At 73.2% G+C, this 18,098-nt stretch carries 13 protein-coding genes; 10 read left to right on the top strand and 3 right to left on the bottom strand.

The features are described 5' to 3' along the window. Positions 1-32: 32 nt before the first annotated feature. Together ACLJOU_RS33515 and ACLJOU_RS33510 are read left to right on the top strand one after the other, a co-directional pair. A complete protein-coding gene (locus tag ACLJOU_RS33515) occupies positions 33-1,424 on the top strand; it encodes an MFS transporter (RefSeq protein ID WP_410573207.1) in 1,392 nt (463 codons plus the stop codon). Beyond that, entirely contained in the window at positions 1,421-3,016 is a 1,596-nt protein-coding gene (locus ACLJOU_RS33510; protein ID WP_410573205.1) for a tannase/feruloyl esterase family alpha/beta hydrolase, read from the top strand. Before ACLJOU_RS33515 ends, ACLJOU_RS33510 begins: the two co-directional genes overlap by 4 nt. Positions 3,017-3,062: 46 nt before the next feature. Here ACLJOU_RS33510 and ACLJOU_RS33505 read toward each other — a convergent pair whose 3' ends face one another. Beyond that, positions 3,063-6,719 (bottom strand): glycoside hydrolase family 3 C-terminal domain-containing protein, encoded by a 3,657-nt coding sequence (locus tag ACLJOU_RS33505; RefSeq protein ID WP_410573203.1) that lies wholly within the window; start codon positions 6,717-6,719, stop codon positions 3,063-3,065. A 627-nt stretch (positions 6,720-7,346) separates the two neighbouring features. Here ACLJOU_RS33505 and ACLJOU_RS33500 point away from each other — a divergent pair. Beyond that, positions 7,347-8,741 carry an endo-1,4-beta-xylanase gene (locus ACLJOU_RS33500; protein ID WP_410573201.1) on the top strand — a complete coding sequence of 465 codons (1,395 nt, stop codon included), beginning with the start codon at positions 7,347-7,349 and terminating at the stop codon, positions 8,739-8,741. 49 nt (positions 8,742-8,790) lie between these two features. Here the strand turns inward: ACLJOU_RS33500 and ACLJOU_RS33495 are convergent, their stop codons facing one another. Beyond that, a complete protein-coding gene (locus ACLJOU_RS33495) occupies positions 8,791-9,990 on the bottom strand; it encodes a PucR family transcriptional regulator (RefSeq protein WP_410573199.1) in 1,200 nt (399 codons plus the stop codon). Positions 9,991-10,164: 174 nt separating this feature from the next. On the opposite strand from ACLJOU_RS33495, the gene ACLJOU_RS33490 reads away from it, so the two are divergent. From ACLJOU_RS33490 to ACLJOU_RS33460, 7 genes are read left to right on the top strand one after another with little or no spacing between them, the layout of a single operon-like run. Further along, a complete protein-coding gene (locus ACLJOU_RS33490) occupies positions 10,165-10,422 on the top strand; it encodes a phosphopantetheine-binding protein (RefSeq protein ID WP_410573197.1) in 258 nt (85 codons plus the stop codon). Beyond that, complete coding sequence (locus ACLJOU_RS33485) at positions 10,419-11,666, top strand: beta-ketoacyl-[acyl-carrier-protein] synthase family protein (protein WP_410573195.1); 1,248 nt, start codon at positions 10,419-10,421, stop codon at positions 11,664-11,666. Before ACLJOU_RS33490 ends, ACLJOU_RS33485 begins: the two co-directional genes overlap by 4 nt. A 13-nt stretch (positions 11,667-11,679) precedes the next feature. Continuing rightward, positions 11,680-12,690, top strand: a complete 1,011-nt coding sequence (locus tag ACLJOU_RS33480; protein ID WP_410573193.1) for a 3-oxoacyl-ACP synthase III family protein — start codon at positions 11,680-11,682, stop codon at positions 12,688-12,690. Then, positions 12,687-13,445 (top strand): glycosyltransferase family 2 protein, encoded by a 759-nt coding sequence (locus ACLJOU_RS33475; RefSeq protein ID WP_410573191.1) that lies wholly within the window; start codon positions 12,687-12,689, stop codon positions 13,443-13,445. Before ACLJOU_RS33480 ends, ACLJOU_RS33475 begins: the two co-directional genes overlap by 4 nt. Further along, positions 13,442-14,623: a cytochrome P450 gene (locus tag ACLJOU_RS33470; RefSeq protein ID WP_410573189.1), complete on the top strand. Its 1,182-nt coding sequence runs from the start codon at positions 13,442-13,444 to the stop codon at positions 14,621-14,623. Before ACLJOU_RS33475 ends, ACLJOU_RS33470 begins: the two co-directional genes overlap by 4 nt. Beyond that, on the top strand, positions 14,620-16,155 hold the full coding sequence (locus ACLJOU_RS33465) for a class I adenylate-forming enzyme family protein (protein WP_410573187.1): 1,536 nt from the start codon (positions 14,620-14,622) through the stop codon (positions 16,153-16,155). Before ACLJOU_RS33470 ends, ACLJOU_RS33465 begins: the two co-directional genes overlap by 4 nt. Positions 16,156-16,162: 7 nt before the next feature. After that, entirely contained in the window at positions 16,163-17,059 is an 897-nt protein-coding gene (locus ACLJOU_RS33460) for an NAD-dependent epimerase/dehydratase family protein (RefSeq protein ID WP_410573185.1), read from the top strand. 21 nt (positions 17,060-17,080) lie between these two features. On the opposite strand, the gene ACLJOU_RS33455 is transcribed toward ACLJOU_RS33460, so the two are convergent. Beyond that, positions 17,081-18,040, bottom strand: a complete 960-nt coding sequence (locus tag ACLJOU_RS33455) for a LysR family transcriptional regulator (RefSeq protein ID WP_410573183.1) — start codon at positions 18,038-18,040, stop codon at positions 17,081-17,083. Positions 18,041-18,098 lie beyond the last annotated feature (58 nt).

The following is an 18,098-nucleotide window of genomic DNA, read 5'->3' as shown; positions in this document are numbered from 1 at the left end:
ACCTGCCTGACCTCCTCGACGAAGGCGGCACCATGGCCATTCCGCTCACCCAACCCGAAGGGCAGTCCGGCACTGGCTTGCCCGCGGCCCCGCGCCGGGCCTTCCGCAAACTGCTGGCGGCCGGGCTCATCGGCAGCTCGATCGAGTGGTACGACTTCTTCCTCTACGGCACCGCGGCCGCGCTCGTGTTCCCCAAGGTGTTCTTCCCGCACGCCTCCGCGCTGACCGGGACCCTGCTGGCCTTCAGCACGTTCTGGGCCGGGTTCGTGGCGCGGCCGGTCGGCGGCGTGCTGGCCGGGCACCTGGGGGACAAGTACGGGCGCAAGCCGGTGGTCGTCGCCTGCCTGGCGCTCATGGGGGCCGCGACCTTCCTGATCGGCTGCCTGCCGAGCGCGGCGAGCGTCGGCGCGCTCGCCCCGACGCTGCTGGTCGTCCTGCGGTTCGTCCAGGGTCTCGCGGCCGGCGGGCAGTGGGGCGGCATCGTGCTGCTGCTGACCGAATCCGCCAGTCCCAAGCGGCGCGGGTTCGCCGGGACCTTCGGGCAGACCAGCGTGCCGGTGGCGGTGGTCCTGTCCAACCTGATCTTCGTCGCGGCCAGCGGCCTGATGCCCGACGCCGCGTTCCTGAGCTGGGGCTGGCGCATCCCGTTCCTGCTCAGCGTCGTGATGTTCGGTGTGGTGCTGTACATCCAGGCGAAGGTGGAGGACACGCCGGAGTTCCGGCAGCTGCAGGAACGAGTGGCGGACCAGGACGGCCCGGTGGTCCGGGCGCCCCTCGCGCAGGTGCTGCGGAGCAAGTGGGGGACCATCCTGCTCGGCTGCGGCCTGCTCTCGGCCACCAACAGCCTGTTCTACGTCAGCATTTCCGGCCTGCTGAGCTACGGCACCGGCACGCTCAAGCTCCAGCGTGACTCGCTGCTCGCCGTCGTGCTGCTCAGTTCCGCGGCGATGCTCGCCACCATTCCGTGGTCCGGGCACCTCTCGGACAGGGTGGGCCGCCGTCCGCTGATCCTCATCGGCGGGCTGGGCGTCGCCGGCTGGGCGTTCCCGTACTTCGGCCTGGTCGGCACCGCGTCGCTGCCGCTGATCTTCGTCGCGGTCGCGGTGGGGTTCGTGTTCCAGTGCCTCACCTACGGCCCGATCGCCAGCTTCCTCGGCGAGCTGTTCGCGCCCGACGTCCGCTACTCCGGCGCGTCCCTGGCCTACCAGCTGTCCGCGATCGTCGTCAGCGGCGGGACGCCGTTCCTGATGACCGCGCTGATCGCCGGGACCGGGAGCACGTGGCCGGTCGCGCTCTACATCACGCTGATGGGGCTGATCACCTTCGCCAGCGCGTGGTTCCTGCCCGAGACCAACCCGCCCGAAGTCCGGGCCGACCCGGACGCCGTACCGGGCGCACACCTCCACGGAAAGGGGTCGCGATGAGGAAGCTCGTGGTGTGGGCCGCCGTGGTGCTGGCGGCCAGCGTCCCGCAGCCCGCCGCCGCGTCGCCCGCGGGTCCGGCGTGCGCCGGGCTGGCCGGGCTGCGGATCCCGGCGTCGGTGCTGAGCCTGCCGACGTCCGGCGGGGTCGTCACGGCGGCTTCTTCCGTGCCCGGCGACTACTGCCGGGTCGACGCCGACCTCTTCCCGGTCGACCCGGCCGCGCCCGCCATCAAGCTGCGGGTCGCCCTGCCCCGCGCGTGGAACCACAAGGCGCTGATGTTCGGCGGCGGCGGGTACGACGGGACCATCCCCGACCTGACGGCGAACGTGCCGTTCGGTCCCGCCGACCGGCCGGCCCCGCTCGCCCGCGGGTACGCGACCTTCGCGAGCGACTCCGGCCACCAGCAGAATCCCGCACGGCCGCCGTCACTGGACGGGTCGTTCGGGCTGAACGACGAAGCCCTGAAGAACTTCGCCGCCGGGGACGCCCTGAAGAAGACGCGGGACGCGAGCCTGTTCCTGATCCGGCGCGCCTACGCGGCGACGCCGACCGAGGTGTTCTTCGCCGGCGGGTCGACCGGCGGCCGGGAGGCGCTCGTCGTCGCCCAGCGGTGGCCGTCCGCCTTCGACGGCGTGATTTCCGCATACCCGGCCTGGAACAACCTGGCCGAGCTCCTCGACCTGGGCTACCTCACGCAGGTCCTGTCCCGGCCGGGCGCGTTCCCCGATCCGGCGAAGCAGACGCTCCTCTACGACAGTGTCATCAAGGCGTGCGACGGACTGGACGGGGTCACCGACAAAGTCGTCTCGAACCCGGGAGGGTGCCGGTTCGACCCCCGCGCGCTGCGCTGCCCGGGTGGGACCGACACGGGCCCGGCGTGCCTGTCGGACGCCCAGATCGGGGCCGTGACGGCGATGTCGTCGCCGTTCCGGTGGCCCTACCGGATCGCCAGCGGGGAAACCCGGTACCCGGGCTTCCCGTTCCTGTCGGGAGCGGACATGCGGACGCCGTTCCTCGGTTTCGGCACCACCGCACCGGCCGATCCGATGCCCGTGACCAGCGGCTACGGCATGCAGTACTGGGACCAGTGGGTCAAGTACTTCCTGACCCGGGATCCGGGCCACTCCGCGCTGGACGTCGACCCGCGGCACCCCGGCCGGTGGCTCGCCCGGATCAGCGCCCTGTCGGCGGTCCAGGACCGCAACGACGCGGACCTGCGCCCGTTCGCCCGCGCCGGCGGCAAGCTGATCCTGCTCCACGGCGCCGCGGACGAGCTGGTCTCCCCGTACTCGACGAGCGACTACTACGAGCGGGTCCGCGCGGTGGCCGGGCCGCGGGCGACCGATGCCTTCCTGCGCTACTACGTCGTGCCGGGCGCCAACCACGCCAACTTCGGGACGCCGGCGTTCGCGGCCGGCTGGGACTCGCTGTCGGCGCTCGAGCGGTGGGTCGACACCGGCCGGGCGCCGGTGCACCCGGTCGTCGCCGACCTGGCCCACCCGCGCACCCGGCCGCTGTGCGCCTACCCGGAGTGGCCCCGCTACCGCGGGGGTGACCCGGACAGCGCGGCGAGTTTCCGCTGCGTGCGGTGAAGGAAAGTGTCCCGCCGGCGGGGGGCCGGCGGGACAGTCTCCTCGGTCAGCCGATGGCGACGGTGAAGATGTGCATCGCCGCGGTGCCCATGTTCGCGCCGTCGCTGACGTCCGGCAGCGTCAGGTACCGGACCGTCTTCCCGGGCTGCAGCGGGATCGGGGCGTAGTACAGGCTCACCTGCTGCTTGAGCTGCCCGCTGCTGTTGTTGAGGTACGGCAGCGTGGTGAGGACGTCGCCGCCGGTGGCCGCGTTGGACCACCAGTCCGCGAAGCTCACCGAGTGCGACTCGGTCGTCCCGTCGGTGTAGGTCACCGTCGCCGTGCCGCTCGGGCTGCCGTAGTCGCCCGCGCCGATGAGGCCGAGGGTGTGGCCGGACCCGGAGATGGCGATGGTCTGCCCGCCGGCGGAGCTGCCCGCGACGACGTTGTCCGGGCTGCCCGGAGGGACGTCCGGCCAGGTGAACGTCAGCCCGTCGTGGGTGAACGTGGCTCCCGGCGTGAGGCTCGGCGTCGCCGCGGCCAGCGCCTGCGCGGAGTAGCTGGCGTTGCCGCCGTCGAAGTTGCCCGCGCCCGGGGTGGCGTCGTCGCTGACGCCGACGTTGTTGTACGCCGCCGCGAACGACGGGTACGGCGGGTGCGGCAGCAGCACGGTGGTCGCGTCCACCGACGACCCGCGGCCGTTGGCCGACGTGAACGTGGCCTGCGCCGAGACGTCGAACTTGCCGGGTTCCGCCGACGCGGGCACGCCGATCTCCCACGTGGTGCGGACGGTCTGCCCGGCGGGCACGGTGACGAACGTCGAAGGCGAAGTGGCCTTCACGGTCCAGCCGGCGGGCACGCTCAGCGTCATCGCCACGTCCCGCAGCGGCCGGGCACCGGCCGGGTTCGGCAGCGTCGTGGTGGCGGAGTAGGTCGTGCCGGCCTGCACCTGGGCCGGTGCGGTGAGCGTGAACGGCTGCTCGACCACCACCGGCGTCGTGCCGGTGACGCCGTCGACCGTGACGCTGATGGTCGCGACGCCGGGCGCCACCATGGTCACCCGGCCGGTCCGGCTGACCTGGGCCACTCGCGGATCGCTGCTGCGGTAGCCGATCCGGGCCCGGGAGAGGTCGACGAACGACTGGTCGTCGTGCACGGCTTCGACGACGTGGTCGGCGGGCGCGTGCTGGGCCGCCTGGGCGGTGTCGTCGGCGATCCACGGGTTCTTGCCGGTGAGGTCCAGGCTCTGGCCCGGCGTGAACACGACCTGGCCGGGCTGCACGGTCACGTACCGCGTCTTCGGCGCAAGAGCCCCGGTGACGGCGACCGTCGCGGTGCCGGCCAGGTGGGCGGAGTCCGCGCCCACGCCGAACCGGTAGGGGCCGGGGTACACCACTTCGCGGCGCTGGCCCTCGTTCCAGAACGCCAGCTCGGCGATCCGCACCGGGATGGCCAGGTGCTGGGTCCGGCCGGGGGCGAGCACGTCGGTCTTCTCGAAGCCGGCCAGGCGCTGCCGCGGCAGTTCCACCCCCGGCACGCCGAACGCGGTGGCCGCGTACAGCTGGGCGACGGTGGCCCCGGGCGTGCGGCCCGTGTTGGTCACGTCGACGTGCACGGTGATCCGTCCGTTCGCGTCGACGGCCCGGGTGTCGGCGTGCACGTGGGAGTAGGTGAAGTTCGTGTAGGACAGGCCGTAGCCGAACGGGTAGGCCGGCGTGCCGGTGAAGTACTGGTAGGTGCGGCCGAGACCGCCGGTCTGCGACGGCGTCAGCCCGTAGTTCTTCATGGCGGGCAGCTGCGAGTCGTCGGCGTACCAGGTGAAGTTCAGGTGCCCGCTCGGGTTCTGCTTGCCGAACAGCACCTCGGCCAGCGCGGTGCCCTGGCTTTCGCCGTTGTACGAGCTGAACACGACGCCCGGGATCCCGGCGGCGTGGCCGAGGGAAACGGCGCCGCCCGCCTGCACGGCGAGTGCGGTCCGCGGGTTGCCGGCCGCCTTGACCTGGTCGATCAGCGAGTCGTAGTTGCCCGGCAGGGCGATGCTGGTGCGGTCGCGGCCCTCGGTGGCCACGTTCCCGTCGGTCCCGGCGAACACGACGACCAGGTCGGCCGTCTTCATCGCGGCCAGGGTCCCGGCCGAGCAGCTCGCGGCCGTGGTGGTGCCGGTGGAGGTGCCGCACGCGTCGAACGTGACCGTGGCGTCCGGGCGGGCGGCCTTGACCGCGGACGTGATGCCCTGCACCGCGCTCACCTGCAGCGCGGGTTCGCCGGAGTAGCCGCCGAGGGTGACCTTGCCGGCGAGATCGCCGACGACGACCACGCTGCCGAGCTTCGCCGGGTCGGCGGGCAGCAGCGGCGCGCCGGTGCCGGCGACCGGGTCGTTCTTCAGCAGCACCAGCGAGTTCGCGGCGACCTTCTCCGCCAGTGCCTGGTGCTCGGCGCTCTGGATCGTGTCCTTGGTGATCTTCGTGTACGCCACGCGGTCCGGCGGGTCGAACTCGCCGGTCTGCATGCGGACGGTGAACACGTGCACCAGCGCGGTGTCCAGCACGCCTTCGGACAGCACCCCGGCCTTGATGGCCTCCTGGATGTTGGCCACGGTGGCTTCCGAGCCGGTGCAGTTGAGCTGCGTGCCCGCGCGCAGCGCGTACGCCTGGCCACCGGCGGCGCCGGAAACCTGTTGCCCGGTCGCGGTGTTCGTCCACTGCGTCGCCGCACCCGCGGTCGACGTGGTCCAGCCCGGCGGCGCCCAGTTGTGGCTGCCCGGTGCGTAGACGTCGCCGACCGCGCCGCAGTCGGACGTGATGTAGCCGTCGAAGCCGTAGGTGCGCTGGGCGATGGCGTTCGCCGTGTACGTGTCGGCGGGCGACGGCGTGCCGTTGATCGCGTTGTACGACGTCATCAGGCCGGACACGTGCGCGTCCTGGATCAGGTGCCGGAACTGCCGGGTGTAGTAGTCACGGATGTTGGCCTCGGTCGTGTCCGAGGAGTCCGCGTGCCGGTCGTTCTCGACATCGTTGAGCGCGTAGTGCTTCGCGGTGGCCGCGACCTTGAGGTACGGCGTCTGCGGCCGGCCCGAGGCGCTCTGGCCCTGGTAGCCGTTGACGAACGCGCCGGCCATCTTCGCGACCAGGTACGGGTCTTCGCCGAAGCCCTCGTCGGTGCGGCCCCAGCGCGGGTCGCGGTCGAGGTTCACCGTCGGCGCCCAGTAGGTCAGCGAGCCGTAGTTGTTCTTGTCCGGGCCGATGTTGTTCTGCGCGACGCCCCACAGCGACTTGTCCAGCATGCCGCGGGCTTCGTCGGAGATCGCGGTCGTCTCCTGGTGGATCAGCTCCGGGTCCCACGACATCGTGCTCGCGAGGTTCGTCGGGAAGCTCGTGGCGTGGACGCCGCCGCTCGCCGTGCCGTGGTCGGTGTTCGCGCCGAGCGTGTTCAGGCCGTGCTGGCCCTCGCTCCAGTAGGTGTACTGCTGCACGCCGAGCCGCGGGATGGCCGGCGCGCTGTTCGTGCGCAGCTGCAGCACCTTCTCGGGCAGAGTCATCCGGGCGACGAGGTCGGCCGCCCGTTCGGCGAAGCTGTAGTGCGTGTCGCGGTAGACCGGCAGCTGGGCCGCCGGTGCGGGGGCCGCCGAGGCGGCCGGGACGAGCGTGGCCGCGGTCATCGTCACGGCTAGCAGGGGCGCGGCAGTCAGCCGCACCCGTCGCCGGCCGGGGAAGCGCAAGGACATCGGATCTCCGTCGCAGAAGTCGATGGGCTGGGTGCTCCGGCCGTGCCAGGGGACTGGCGCGCCGCCGGCCGAGGAGGAACCGCCGGTTCGCAGGCTGGTCCGTCACCATCGTTCGCAAGGCATCCGGTTCTGGCAAGCGATTCACGGCCCCCGCGCCGTCCCCGCTGGCCGGAGCCCGGCGGCGGCTGAAAGTTTCACGGGCGGAGGAGCAGGACCACCGGCACCGCGGCCGGTGCGCTCGTCTTCGACGGGCTCCACCCGGCTGCCCGCCGGATCGGTCGCGGTCGCCTTCAGGGACACCGTCTTCGCCCCCGCCGGGTGCACCAGGAGCGCGCCCCGGTCCGTGAAGGGCACCGCGCGCCATTCCTGGACGCACGGGGGAAGCCGACGCCGAACTTCTCCTGCTCCTTCACCGATCTCGACCGGCGTCGCGACTTCGGCGGCGAGGCCACGACGGCCCGCGTGCCGAAGGGGCGGTTCTTCCTCCGGGCCACCACCTGGACCGCTCGACGTTTCGGCCAGGGCGGGGGGTGAGGAGTCCGAAAGTCGATCGAAACTTTTTGCGTGGCGCTCCGGCGGCGTGCTCTGCTGCTGGTAACGGGGGAATTTCACCGAAGGAGACCACGGATGGCGGAAAGTTCGTCGGACCTGCGCCCCAGGCGCTGGTGGCGGTCGACGACCACTCGAGTACTGGCGGGCGTGGCGACCGTGGCCGCGACCGCAACCGTCCTGGTGGCGGCGCCCGGCGCGGACGCCGCGGCGAGCACGCTGGGTGCCGCGGCCGCGCAGTCGGGCCGGTACTTCGGCACCGCGATCGCCGCCGGACGGCTCGGCGACTCGGCCTACACCACCATCGCGGCACGCGAGTTCAACATGGTGACGCCCGAGAACGAAATGAAGCCGGACGCGACCGAGCCCAACCAGAACCAGTTCAACTTCTCGTCGGGCGACCAGGTCTACAACTGGGCGGTCAGCCACGGCGCGCGCGTCCGGGGGCACACGCTCGCCTGGCACGCGCAGCAACCCGGCTGGATGCAGAGCATGAGCGGCAGCAACCTGCGCAACGCCATGATCAACCACATCCAGAAGGTGATGGCCCACTACCAGGGCAAGCTGGCCTACTGGGACGTCGTCAACGAAGCCTTCAACGAAGACGGCAGCCGCCGTCAGTCGAACCTGCAGAGCACCGGCAACGACTGGATCGAGGTCGCGTTCCGGACCGCCCGCGCGGCCGACCCGTCGGTCAAGCTCTGCTACAACGACTACAACATCGACAACTGGAGCTACGCCAAGACCCAGGGCGTCTACCGGATGATCCAGGACTTCAAGTCCCGCGGCGTGCCGATCGACTGCGTCGGCCTGCAGGCCCACTTCACCGGCGGCAGCTCGGTGCCGGGCAACTTCCAGCAGACGATCTCCAGCTTCGCGGCGCTCGGCGTCGACGTGGCGCTGACCGAGGTCGACGTCACGAACGCGAACACCTCGCAGTACTCGGCGCTGACCCAGGCGTGCATGAACGTCGCGCGCTGCGTCGGCATCACCGTGTGGGGTGTGCGGGACAGCGATTCCTGGCGCTCCAGCGAAAGCCCGCTGCTGTTCGACGGCGGCGGCAACAAGAAGGCCGCCTACAACTCGGTGCTGAACGCGCTCAACGCCGGCGGCACGACCGCGACACCGACCACCACCCCGACGGGTCCGACGACCACGACGACGACACCGACGGGGCCCACGACCACGACGACGACACCGGGCGGCGGCAGTTGCACCGCAACGCTTTCGGCCGGGCAGTCGTGGGGTGACCGGTACAACCTGAACGTCGCGGTGAGCGGCTCGTCCTCGTGGACGGTCACGATGAACGTGCCCAGCCCCGAGCGGATCAGCACGACGTGGAACATCAACGCCACCTGGCCCAGCAGCCAGGTGCTGGTCGCGACACCCAACGGCAGTGGCAACAACTGGGGTGTCACCATCATGACCAACGGGAACTGGACCTGGCCCAGCGTCAGCTGCAGCGCCTCCTGATCGGTCCGTAGTGCGTGAAGGCCACCTCGGGGTTCCCCCGAGGTGGCCTTCACGGCGTTTCGCCGTGCACCATCAGGGCCAGCCGGCAGCACAGCTGGTGGCGGTCGTCCTCGAGGGACGCGCCGGTGAGCTGCTCCAGTTTGCGCAGCCGGTTGAGCACGGTGTTGCGGTGGCAGTACAGCAGTTCCCCGGCGCGGGTGGCGGACCGGTCCGCGCGGAACCAGGCCCGCAGCGTGTCCAGCAGCACGGCCCGTTCGTCGGCCTCGAGGTCGAGGACGCGGCCCAGGGTCCGGGCCGCCAGGCGGTGGGCGAGCCGCGGGCTGGCGGCGACGAGGGCCTCGGGCAGCCGGTCGTCGAGCACGGCGAGGCCCGGCACCTCGGGTGCCTGCGTGTGCAGCGCGATTTCCGCCTGCCGGTAGGCGATGCCGATCTCGGCCAGCCCGTCGACCTCGCCGGACAGGCCGGCGCGGTGGTGCAGGTGCGGTGCCAGCACGCCGGCCAGCCGGCCGGCGGTGACGCCGCCCAGCTCGGCCAGCCACACCACCCGGTCCCGGTAGGGCGCCGCGACCACCCGCACCCCGAGCGCGGCCAGCTCGGGCCCGGGCGGGGCCACGTCTTCGGCCGTCAGGTCGCAGGCCACCAGGACCACGGCGTACCGGCCGTGCCCGGGCAGGCGCAGGTCGGCCTCGACGTCGGCGGCCACGGCCGGGTCGGCACCCCGGCCTTCGACGAGCACCCGGACCAGCCGCTCCCGGCGCCGGTCGGCCCGCGCCTGCAGCCGGCTCTCCCTCGACCGGTACCCCTCGACCATCGCCGTCGAGACGCGGTCGGTCGCCTGCCACAGCACCATCACGCTGTCGACGAACTCGGTGAGCTCGGCCGGTGACCGGCGCCGGGCCGCGGCCAGCAGCATCTCCCACAGCAGCTCGGTGCCCAGCCGGAACAGGTGCAGCACCGCCTCCAGGGGGACGCCCTGTTCGGCGCGGCGGCGGCCGGTGGTCACCGGGGCCGAGAGCCAGTCGGCCCGCGTGTCGAACCCCTCGGTCATCAGGACCAGCGCGCTGCGGGCGTTGTCCATGAACGACTGCCGCATGTCCGCGGGCGCCACCCGGTCTCCGCGCGCGTAGAACGCCTTCTCCTCGACCGCACCCCGCTCGGTCAGCCGGTCGGCGAACGACGGCAGCTCGGTGAGGACGACGGCGGCCACCTCGCGGATGACCTTCCTGGACGCGTGCGGATGCCCCGGCATCCGCCGACCCTAGCCCGCCGGGGGTGGGCAGGTGCCGCGAATCGGTTGTGCGCGGCGCACATCGGGGCCGGGCCCGGCCCGGTCCGTCAGCCGTCGGTCAGCGCGCGCCGCCAGCCTGCTCGTCGTGGCCCTGCCGGCCCGGTTTCCCCGCCCCAGCACCGTGAGAGGTGACCCGTGAGCCCGTCCGACGACATCGAGCGCACCCTGGCCCAGCTGATCGCCAAGGTGTCCGGCACCGACCCCGTGGCGCTGTCCACCGGACGCCCGCTGACCGGGCTGTCGCTGCGCGACGAACTGGACATCGATTCCCTGGCCATGGTGGAGCTGACCGACGAGATCGAGCTCAGCTACGGCCTGACGATCCCCGAGGACGGCCTGCACCGGCTGCGGACCTTCGGCGACGTCGCCGAGTACCTGCGCGCCGCGGCGTGAACGGGCCGCCCCGCAACGACGTCGAGGTCGTCGTCACCGGCGTCGGCGCGACCACGCCACTGGGTGGTGACGTGCCCGCCACCTGGCGGGGGCTGCTCGACGGCCGCACCGGAACGTCCACACTGGACACCGAATGGACGCGGGCACACGCGTTCCCGGTGCGCATCGCGGCGCGGCTGGCCGTCGAACCCGGCGAAGAGCTGGACCACGTCGAGCTCAAGCGCATGGACCGCGCCGAACAGCTGGCCGTGCTCGCCTCCCGGCAGGCGTGCCGGGACGCGGGCCTGGCCGGCGACACGGTGGACCCCGTGCGCTGCGGCGTGGTGATCGGCACCGGCATCGGCGGCGCCACGACGCTGGTGACGCAGCACGACGCCCTGCGCGAGCGGGGGCTGCGGGCGGTGTCGCCCCAGCTGATCCCGATGATCATGCCCAACGGGCCGGCCGCGCTGGTCGGGCTGGCGCTCAAGGCACGCGCGGGGGTGCACGCCCCGATGTCGGCCTGCGCGTCCGGGGCCGAGGCGATCGCCTGGGCGTGGCGGATGATCGTGGCGGGGGAGGCCGACGTCGTCGTCGCGGGCGGCACGGACGCGTGCATCACGCCCGCCATCATGGCCGGGTTCACGCGGGCGCGGTCGATGAGCACGCGCAACGACACTCCGGAGACGGCCTCCCGCCCGTTCGACGCGGACCGCGACGGGTTCGTGCTGGGGGAGGGCGCCGGCATCGTCGTGCTGGAGCGCGCGGACTTCGCCGCGGCTCGCGGCGCGAAGGCGTACGCCAGGCTCGCGGGCGCGGGCATGAGCAACGACGCCCACCACATCACCGCGCCGGACCCGGACGGCGCCGGGCAGTGCGCCGCCATCACCGCCTCGTTGCACCGCGCGGGCCTCGCGGCCGCCGACATCGGCCACGTGAACGCACACGCGACGTCGACCCCGCTGGGCGACCTGACCGAGAGCGCCACGATCCGGCGCGTCCTCGGCGACGGCCCGGTCGTCACCGCGCCGAAGGGGGCGCTGGGTCACCTGCTCGGCGGCTCCGGCGCGGTGGAGGCGATCGCGACCGTCCTGTCCGTCCGCGACGGCCTGGTTCCGCCCACGGCCAACCTCGAAACGCTCGACGACCGCATCGGCCTCGACGTCGTGACGGGCGAACCCCGCCGCGTCACGCTCACAGCGGCGGTCAGCAACTCGTTCGGCTTCGGCGGGCACAACGTGACCCTGGCGTTCGCCGGTGTCTAGAAAGGACGGTTCCATGCACGTGGCGATCGGCGGCGTGGCCGCCCACCTGCCCCCGGCGCTGGTCGGCGACCGGGAGATCGAGCAGCGCATCGCGCGCGAAAGCCCGGGGTTCACCCCGCGGCCGGGAGCCATCCGGAAACTCAGCGGGATCCGGACGCGGCACCGCGCCGCCGAGGGCGAGCTCGCCTCCGACCTCGCCGTGGCCGCGGCCGCGAAACTGCTGTCCGGCGCCGGGCTGGGGGCGGCCGAAGTGGACCTGCTCCTGTTCGCCTCCGCGTCCCAGGACCTCGTCGAGCCGGCCACCGCGCACGTCGTCGCCGCGAAGCTCGGGGCGTCCTGCCCGGTGTTCGACGTCAAGAACGCCTGCAACAGCTTCCTCAACGGCGTGCAGGTCGCCGAGGCGCTCATCCGCTCCGGGCAGTACCGCCGCGTCCTGGTCTGCACCGGCGAGACCGGTTCCCGGGTGGTCCGGTGGCCGGTCGCGGACCGCGCGCAGTTCGTCGACTCGCTCGCCGGGTACACCCTGTCCGACGCCGGGGCCGCGATGCTGCTGGAGGCCTCGGCCGCGCCGGGGATCTTCCACCGCGAGTTCTCGGCGGATTCCTCGCGCTGGAACGTCAGCTCGATTCCCGGGCACGGCGGCGCGAACTCCCGCGACCCGCGCACGGACGGCTACCTCCGGGGCGACGGCCGCACGCTGATGGAGTCGGTCGTGCGCGGCATCCGGCCGCAGCTGGACGCCGCGCTCGCCCGGACCGGCCTGAGCCGGGACGACTTCGCGCTCTTCTGCGTGCACCAGGTCGGCGTTTCGCACCTGCGCGTGTTCCTCGACTGCAGCGGGGTGCCCGAAGACAAGCTCGTCGTGACGATCGCCGACCACGGCAACGTCGCTTCCTGCAGCCTGCCGTTGCAGCTGAGCCTCGCGCTCGAGTCGGGCCGGTGCGGTCCCGGCGACAAGGTGGCGTTGATCGGGCTGGCCGGCGGCGTCAGCATCGGCACCGTGTTCGCGGAGCTGCCGTCATGACCGGCCGCCTGTGGGTCGTCATCCCCGCCCACAACGAGGAAAAGTGGATCGAGGGGCCGCTGCGCTCGCTCGCCGCCCAGCGCCACCGTGACTTCACCGTGCTGGTGGTGGACAACGCGAGCACGGACGCCACGGGCGACGTCGTCCGCGCGTTCGCCGCCGCGCACCCGGAGATGGACGTACGGGTGATCGGCGAGCCGCAGAAGGGGACCGGGGCCGCCTGCGACACCGGCGTGCGCCACGCCATCGCGAACGGCGCCACCCACCTGGCCCGGACCGACGCCGACTGCCTCGTTGCTCCACAGTGGACCGAGGCCGTCATGCGGGGCTTCGCGGCCGGGCTGGAACTGATCGGGGGCCGGTTCAAGGCCCGCACCGACGACTTCGCCGTACCACGGACCGAGCGGGCCGTGCTGGCGTTCCTGGTGGCGTTCGGCGGGTACACCGCGCGCTTCCGCCGCGCCAACCGCGGGCCGGCGTACCTCGGGCCGTACCTGCTGTGCGCGGGCGGGAACACGGCCATCACGGCCGGCCTGTACGAGCGGTGCGGCGGCTACCCCCGCTCGTGCATCGAGGAGGACCACGAGGACCGCACACTGGTCAACCGCGTCCGGTGCGTCACCCGGGCCTACGGCAGGCGCCGGGACATGGTCGTGTACTGGTCGCAGCGGCGGACGAAGGCGTGGGGCATCCGCAACACCTTCGCCTGGTACACGAGCCACGGCTACCGCGGCGAACCGGTGGACGTCCGATGAGGGCGGGCGGGCACGAACTGCGGCTGCAGCTGGCGGCGCACCCGCTCGTGTACCCGGTCGTCCGCTTCCTCGGCCGGCTCGGCCCGGCGGTGCGGGTGCCCGGGCTCGGGGTCGTCGTCAACGACGCCTCGGTGGCCAGGGAAGTCCTGACCGACACCGGCACCTTCCGCAGCGGCGGCGGGACCGAGGCGGACCTGTGGACGCCGGTCTTCGGCCCGTCCATGCTGGTCAACATGGACGGGCCCGCGCACCGGGCGATGCGGCGCAAGCTCGCCGAGTTCTTCACGCCGTCCTACGTCCGCCGGCTGATCGAGGCGGCCTGCACCGAACCGCTGGCCCGCGCGGCCGAGACGCTGCGCAGCGGCCGCCCGGTGGACGTCGTGCGGACGACGAAGATCGTCGCCGGGGCGGTGACGAGCGCGCTGGTCGGGTTCACCGTGACCGGGTCCACGGCGGAGCGCGAGGCGGCGTACCTGCGGATGACCGGCCAGGCCGCGGCGATCATCGGGCTGGTCAAGCTGGGCAGGCTCAGCCTGACGGCCCAGCAGGTTGCCCGGGCCCGGGCGATCGTCGCGGAAATCGGCGTCACGACGGCACTCGCCTGGGAAAAGGGGGACGAGACCACCGCGGTCGGCCGGATGCGCCGGTTCGGGCTCACCGAAGCCGAGGCCCGGGGACTCGCGTCGGCGTTCCTGATCGCGGGCACCGAGACGATCACCAGCCTGCTGCCCCGGACGGTCGCGCTGCTGCACGACCACGGCGAGCTGGCCGGCGTCGCCGCGGCGTACCGCGACGGCGACCCGGGACCGGCCGAGGCCGCGATCCACGAGACCGCTCGCCTGATCACGCCGGCTTCGATCATCCTGCGCAACGCCGTCCGGCCGGGGCGGATCGGCGGGGTGGCCGTCCGGGCCGGCGACCGGGTCGTCTTGTCGACCGTCAACTGCGCCCGGGCGCCCGGCGGGTTCGACCTCGCCCGCGCGCACCCGCCGGAGCTGCGGCGGCTGTGGTTCGGGGCCGGCCCGCACTTCTGCCTCGGCTACCCGCTGGCCATGGCCGAGATCCACGCCGTCCTCGGCGCCCTGTCCGGTGCGGGACCGCTGCGGATCACCGCCCGCCGGGCCGCACCCGGAGTGCTCTTCCCCGCTTACCGGCGCCTGGAGGTCAGCCGCGCATGAACGACTTCGTGACCCGGTTCCTGGACACGGCGGGCGAGCGCCCCGGCGAGGTGGCCGTCATCGACCCGGACGGCCGGACGACGACCTTCGGCGACCTGCGGCGCCTCGTCCTGGCGGTCGGCGCCGGGCTGCGGGCCGACGGTCTCGAGCCCGGTGACGGCGTGCTGTTCGCCGTCCGGAATTCGGTGACGGCGGTCGGCCTGTTCCTGGGGGCGCTGCAGGCCGGTGCGGTGCTCATCGCGGCGGACACGGCCGTCGGCCCGGCCCTGGTGTCCGCGCGGCTGCGGGCCTGCCGCCCGCGCCGGCTGATCGCGGAGTCGCTGTTCTACCCGACCAGCGTGGTCGGGCCGGTCCGCGCCTTCTGCCGCCGCCGCGGCTGGTCCGTGCCGGATCTGCGGCAGCCGATCGGCGACCCCGGCATCCGGCACGTCCACATCGGACCGCGCCTGCCGGGGGTGCCGCGCTCGGCGTTGTCGTTGAAGCAGCTTCTCGGCCGTCCGACGGCGAGCTTTCCCGAACGGGACCCGGACGCGCCGGCGCTGGTCGTGTTCACCTCCGGCACGACGGAGGAGCCGAAGGGTGTCGTGCATTCACTGCGAACGCTCACCGCGGCGGTCACGATGCTGGGGGAGCACCTGCCCTTCGCGCCCGGCGACGTGATGCACGCCGACGGCATCATGGCGGGCCTGCCCGCCCTGCTCGGCGGGGCGACGCTGTCCCTGCCGAAGCCGTCCGCCCCGCCCGGACGGTTCGCGAAGGACCTCGCGGACCGGCGGGTGACCCACGCCTACGGCGTGCCGGTGCACCTGGCCGAGGTGTTCGGCGTCCGCCCGCGGTGGCCCGGGCACGTCCGCCACCTGGTGCTGGGGTCCGCGCCCGCGGCCCCGGCCGTGCTGCGGCAGGCGCTGGCCGCGGTCCCCGGCGGCCAGGTGCTCTCGATCTACGCGATGACCGAGGCGATCCCGCTCGCGGTCGCCCGCGCCGAAGACAAGCTGGCGCACGTCGAGCGGGGCCGGCCCGGCGATCTGCTCGGGACGCCGTCCCGCGGGGTGACCGCCCGCATCGCCGCCGACGGCGAACTGCTGGTGTCCGGGCCCAACACCTGCCTCGGCTACCTCGGCGCGCCGCCGCTGACCGAGCTCGCCACCGGTGATCTCGCCCGGCTGGACGGCGACGGCCGGATCGTCATGACCGGCCGCAAGAAGGACATGCTGATCCGGGGGTCCCACAACATCTACCCGGGGCTGTACGAGCCGTCGATCGCGCTGCTGGCGGGCGTCCGGGAGGCGGCGATGGTCGGGACGCCGGATCCGGTGACCGAGGACGAAACCGTGGTGCTCGCGGTCGTGGCCGATCCGGCGGCCGACCCGGCCCGCCTCGTCCGGCGGCTGCGCCGGCAGCTGCCCGGGCTGATCGACGCCGAAGCCGTGCCCGACCGGATCGTCGTCCTGCCGGAGCTGCCGCGCTCGGGCCGGTCCCGCAAGCTCGACCGGGGCCGCCTGCGCGAGCTGGTGACCGTGAGCCGGCCGTGAGCCGGCCGTGAGGCTCGCGGTGACCGGCGCGACCGGCTTCGTCGGCGGCGCGGTCTGCCGGGCCGCCGTGGCCGAGGGCTGGCAGGTCACGGCGTTCGGCCGGCGCGCCGAAGCGGACCCACGGCACATCGGCGGGGCCGCGTACCGGTCGTGGGACATCGGGGCGGGCCGGCTGGCCGACCCGCCCGCCGTCGACGCGGTGGTGCACTGCGCGGCGTCGGCGACCGACACGGGGGTGGCCCACGAGGTCTGGCGGACGAACCTGCTCGGCACCCACCACGTGCTGGTGACGTTCCCGGTCTGCCGGCTCGTCCACGTCAGCAGCGCCAGCGTGTACGACCCGCACCGGCCGACCGTGCGCGCGAAGGAGCACGAGGCGCCGGTGGACCGGTACCTGAACGCGTACGCGGCCGCCAAGGCGGCGGCCGAGCAACTGGTGCTGTCCATCGCCCGGGACCCGGTCGTCCTGCGGCCCCACGCGGTGTACGGCGCCGGCGACACGACGCTGCTCCCGCGGCTGCTGAAGAACGTGCGGGGCGGTCTGCTGCCGGTCCCCGGCACGGGGAAGGTGCTGACCAGCATGACCCACGTGGACAGCCTGGCCCGCGCCTGCCTGCTGGCGGCGGTGGCCGAGAAGGCGTGGCCGAGTGTGTATAACGTCGCAGACAGCGCCCCGGTGACGATCGACTGGGCGTTGCGTGGCCTGCTGGCCTCGGCGGGCGTCCGGGCGCGCCCGGTCCACCTCCCGGCCCGGCTGCTGACGCCCCTGGCCCGCGTGTTCCCGGGCGGGCGGCTGAACCGGTACGTGATCAGCCAGTTCGCGCTGGAACGCACCCTGGACATCACCGCGGCGATCGACCGGCTGGGCTTCGAGCCGGTCCCCACGGCGTTCCCGGCCGGGTGAGGGTGGCGGGGGAGTGGTCGGTCACGCGACGGCGAGGTCCTCCGGCGGCGCCCACAGCGGTACCCCGTCCCCGCGCTCGGGGTGCAGCCAGTGCAGCCGCGCGGCGACGTCGTCGGCCACCGCCAGGAACGCCCGGACGCTCTCCGGCTGCTCGCCCTCCCGCCAGGCCACCGACCACGGGTACACCGGCTGCAGCTCCCGCGGCCGGTACGCCGGGATCCCGAACTCTTCGTACCGGCGGGCGTAACTGGCGAACTCCAGCAGGTAGGCGCGGTCGGAAGCCCGGGTCAGCGCCGCGTGGCACGTGTCGAACGTGCCCGGGTTGCCCAGCCAGCGCAGTTCCAGGCCCGTGTGCTGCTCCAGCGAACTCAAGTAGCGGCCGTGCACGTTGTACAGCGCCGTGCCCGGGGCGTCCGCGAAGACCTCGATCGGACGCTCGTGCAGCGAGACCGACGGCCGCCGGGGGTCGCCGGGGCGGCCGACCAGGCGGAACGGCTCCAGGCGCAGGAGCCGGTGCTGCCAGCCCGCCGGGTGGGCCGCCGTCAGTGTGCTCGTGACGCGGATGATCGCGACGTCGAGGTGGTCTTCGAGCAGCGCCGCGAGCTGGCGTGCGCTGTCCATCTGGCTCTGGACCAGGCGGATGGCGGGGTGGGCGGTGTGGAACGCGTCCGCGACCACCCGGCTCGTGTCCAGCTCGAAGATGTGCGCCATCCGCAGGTGGTGCGGGGTGGGTTCACGCAGCATCTGGTCCGCGGTGGCCAGCAGCTGCCGGGCCAGGTGCAGGAACCGGTCGCCGCGCGGGGTCAGGGCCACGTGGCGGCTGTCGCGGACCAGCAGGGCGCCGCCGACGTCGGTTTCGAGCTTGCGGATCTGCTTGGACAGCGTCGGCTGGCTGATGAAGAGCTTGGCCGCCGCCCGGCCGAAGTGCAGTTCGTCGGCGACGGTCACGAAGTACCGCACCAGCCTGAGGTCGAGGTCCACGCCGACGATGCCACCACGGCTATCGATCCGGGCGCAACAGGTCTTGGACGCGGTCGCG

Source organism: Amycolatopsis sp. cmx-4-61 (assembly GCF_046548775.1).
Taxonomy (GTDB): Bacteria; Actinomycetota; Actinomycetes; order Mycobacteriales; family Pseudonocardiaceae; genus Amycolatopsis.
Note: the sequence above shows the minus strand (reverse complement) of the source record. Positions and strands in the feature narration are given on the sequence as shown.